Below are 3,116 nucleotides of genomic sequence, written 5' to 3'. Positions count from 1 at the left end.
AAAAAATACTGTGTACCTCAGGTGCGACCCGTGGCGAATTTAATTCTTAATGGGTCAAGCGCACCTAATAGCTACGATAAACACTATATATAGCAATTCTATATCTCATAAGGTACAACTTGATCCCCCTAAATCCCCCTTAATAAGGGGGACTTTGAGGTTTATAAGCCTACCTCATAAGTGCGATTTTACTAATTTTAAAAACAGCATTCGGCTAGCATCTCTTTCAGACTATTGCTGATTTTTTATTCCCCCTAAAACTCCCAAAAAAAACTTTTTTAAAACCCTTGACAACTAAAAATAGAATCATTACAATAATCAATATAAACCCGATGAGTTAAATTTTTTAGTGATGTCACAAAAATTTTCCCGAAATTTCAAAAAACAACCTGCTCACCACGTCTTGAAAGGTTCTCGTGAAGCCGTAATCTATAGCATGCAAATGCTTTATTCCCTCGGCTATGCGGAGATTGCTGAATGGACCCCTCTGGAACAAACTGAGGTTCCCGGGGAGGTGATGACTACCATCACTAAGTATTGGTTGTTGCCATAACACTTTCATTTTCTGGGGGGGTTTCCCCCCTTGGCTAAGTAACCTTTGGCCAATCCAATCTGATCACATCGGGTTAGAATTGGGAAGTTAGTGACATCGCGATTTTAACTGACTTATTGTGGATTTTAAATAGCCGTGGATAGTATTTCTACGGCTATTTTTTTATTTTCCTTACTTGTTTTACTAAATTCAACACTTTGTAAAAGGGAGCAGGGAGTAGGGAAAAGGGAATAAGGTAAAAATCATGTGTAGCTGATAGCAATGATCAACGCTATATAGCAATTATACGACTTATGAGGTACAAAGCGATCCCCCTAAATCCCCCTTAATAAGGGGGACTTTGAAGTTTAGAATTCTACCTCATAACTGCAATAAACGCTATAATTACATCTAGTAACTTAGAAGATTTTTAAAAATTAATGACCAATCAATCCAACCAAATAACAGAAGAATCCTTTGATTACGGAGAGATAGACTCAGCATTAAATTTTCAACCTCTCACTGAAGAGGAAATGGTTAAGCAAAGTATATTAGCCCTGGAAGCTTATCGTCGTGAAGGTTCATCAGTAGATCATAACCGTGTGCGCGAATGGGCAAATAGCTTAGGAACTGATCAAGAACGCCCATGCCCCAGATAGTTTGGACTAAAAGCGCAATTGATGATTTAAATCGCCATTACGAATTTATAAAAAAAAATCAACAATGCTGATGCCGCAGCACGGGCAGTAAAAAAAATTGTCTCTTCCGGTGAAAGTTTACAGGAAAATCCTCGTCGAGGTTCAATTGTAGATGACATCGCAGGGTTGCGTAAACTTTTAGTTGCTTTTGGTAAATATGGTTATATCATTCACTACACTATCCTAGAAGATGATGTTATTATTTTGCATGTCTATCACGGACGATAAAATCGACCTCGCTAATATCAATAACTAGTAAGAGGATGATTATAGATACTTAAAAAATCTGCTAAGTGGAAGGACGAAGTAGGGTGCATTTCATATTTGTAAAAAAGTGGCTAGTGGTGCTTTAGGGACGGGCTCTCCCTAATTTTATCGGTAGCTAGTATTGGGACAGTCCGTCCGATTGTAACGGGCAAGATGCCCGTTCCACCAAGATGCCCGTTCCACCAAGATGCACGTTCCACCAAGATGCACGTTCCACCAAGATGCCCGTTCCACCAAGATGCCCATTCCACCAAGATGCCCATTCCACCCACCGGGTCAAACAGCAAAAGTGAGATGCACCCAATAGCGTGAAATTGCCAAGACACTATAGCAATCCTAAATCATTGTCTTGATGCAGCGCATCCCGATTCCCGATTCCCGATTCCCGATTCCCGATTCCCGATTCCCGATTCCCGATTCCCGATTCCCGATTCCCGATTCCCGATTCCCTGCTCCCTGCTCCCTGCTCCCTGCTCCCTAAAACCCAGAGATTTGTATGTCATGGGTATAATAATTGCTATAATTAAATCATGGATGATTTAAATTACTATTTAGACAAATACGACGCTATACCTTTAGATACTGATCAATACAAAAATAGTTATGTCGGCTGGGCACTAGACTTTTTTATTGACGAAACAAAGGTAATAAATCCTTATTTAGATATTACCTTACGATTAGACTTAACCGATGCCGAAACTAATTATAACGATAATTTTAAAAATGACTATTCCACCTTTACGTGTTTCTTAATCTGGAAATTACTTAAAGCCCTGAAAAAACATCCTTCTTTTTGGTGGAGATTTATTAACGATAAATGGTATCAAATTAATAACCCACCATTATTTTGTCCGACAGCAGTGGGAGGCGAAGTTCGATTTGTAGAGATGGTCATTAATAATGCCACAAAATTAGGATGGCTTGAATTTTCAGAACTATACAGAAATACCAAAGACAGTATTTTCGCTAATCCTATATTGCCCAATAATAATGAGAGGTTCTATGCTTACCAACTGGGTCAATTTGTTGGTAATCTTCCTGGCTTAGATTTTCTAAGTTTTGCTATGCAGACAGGTCGTGAAAGTACCCAGAGTTTTTTATACTTTGGGAAGCGAACCTACGACGAAAATCAGCAAAGATTAACGGTGCCTTTAGCTATAAAATTTCACCATGGCAATTTAGATCCATTTATAATAGAATTGTTAGTTAAGGATTATATAGCTGAATTAAGTAAGGCTGAATAAAACTCCAGACTTGAATAAAGTTATAGCGCTGTGCCTAAGGCTATAGTAATCATGCCATTAGGGATTAGCTTGACTCAATCCTGTTGAACCTGATGCTTGTTTTGATATTTAGAATTATCAAGCGGTGATTGGTAGAGATAGCACTAAGTAACGGGATAAGGGCTTTTAAGGATTGGGTTAGGGAAAATGTTGATTAGTGATTAAGGATTGATCACTAATGCGATCGCATAAATCCTAAGCCTCCTCTAGTTCCCAGTTGAGGTCATGGTTACTGGGAACTAGAACCATTTGCTTCCGGTCTAGGGGGAAGTCTTGGGGGAGGTTGTCGAGAAACTGTTGTGCAGCATAGTATTCTTTAGAGTTTGGGAAGATAGA

At 39.0% G+C, this 3,116-nt stretch carries 6 protein-coding genes; 5 read left to right on the top strand and 1 reads right to left on the bottom strand.

From position 1 onward, the window contains the following. The first annotated feature begins 352 nt into the window (after positions 1-352). The 3 genes from F6J99_RS43695 to F6J99_RS43685 all read left to right on the top strand — a co-directional run bounded on the left by F6J99_RS43695 (position 353) and on the right by F6J99_RS43685 (position 1,458). Entirely contained in the window at positions 353-553 is a 201-nt protein-coding gene (locus F6J99_RS43695) for a hypothetical protein (RefSeq protein ID WP_293123370.1), read from the top strand. Between the two features lie 419 nt (positions 554-972). Then, positions 973-1,191 carry a hypothetical protein gene (locus tag F6J99_RS43690; RefSeq protein ID WP_293123367.1) on the top strand — a complete coding sequence of 73 codons (219 nt, stop codon included), beginning with the start codon at positions 973-975 and terminating at the stop codon, positions 1,189-1,191. A 57-nt stretch (positions 1,192-1,248) separates the two neighbouring features. After that, positions 1,249-1,458, top strand: coding sequence for a type II toxin-antitoxin system RelE/ParE family toxin (locus F6J99_RS43685; protein ID WP_365975433.1), 210 nt, complete (start codon positions 1,249-1,251; stop codon positions 1,456-1,458). Positions 1,459-1,612: 154 nt separating this feature from the next. Here the strand turns inward: F6J99_RS43685 and F6J99_RS43680 are convergent, their stop codons facing one another. Then, complete coding sequence (locus F6J99_RS43680) at positions 1,613-1,777, bottom strand: hypothetical protein (protein ID WP_293123364.1); 165 nt, start codon at positions 1,775-1,777, stop codon at positions 1,613-1,615. Between the two features lie 69 nt (positions 1,778-1,846). Here F6J99_RS43680 and F6J99_RS43675 point away from each other — a divergent pair, with 69 nt between their 5' ends. After that, the gene (locus F6J99_RS43675) at positions 1,847-1,978 is read left to right on the top strand and encodes a hypothetical protein (RefSeq protein ID WP_293123361.1); all 132 of its coding nucleotides are present in this window, start codon (positions 1,847-1,849) and stop codon (positions 1,976-1,978) included. A 49-nt stretch (positions 1,979-2,027) separates the two neighbouring features. Next, complete coding sequence (locus F6J99_RS43670; RefSeq protein WP_293123357.1) at positions 2,028-2,741, top strand: hypothetical protein; 714 nt, start codon at positions 2,028-2,030, stop codon at positions 2,739-2,741. Positions 2,742-3,116 lie beyond the last annotated feature (375 nt).

It is taken from the genome of Moorena sp. SIO4G3 (assembly GCF_010692305.1).
Classification (GTDB): domain Bacteria; phylum Cyanobacteriota; class Cyanobacteriia; order Cyanobacteriales; family Coleofasciculaceae; genus Moorena; species Moorena producens_A.
Note: the sequence above shows the minus strand (reverse complement) of the source record. Positions and strands in the feature narration are given on the sequence as shown.

Excerpts from the sequence above, each read along its gene's own strand:
- F6J99_RS43670 (WP_293123357.1), top strand. The coding sequence starts at position 2,028 with ATGGATGATTTAAATTACTATTTAGACAAATACGACGCTATACCTTTA.
- F6J99_RS43690 (WP_293123367.1), top strand. The coding sequence starts at position 973 with ATGACCAATCAATCCAACCAAATAACAGAAGAATCCTTTGATTACGGA.
- F6J99_RS43695 (WP_293123370.1), top strand. The coding sequence starts at position 353 with ATGTCACAAAAATTTTCCCGAAATTTCAAAAAACAACCTGCTCACCAC.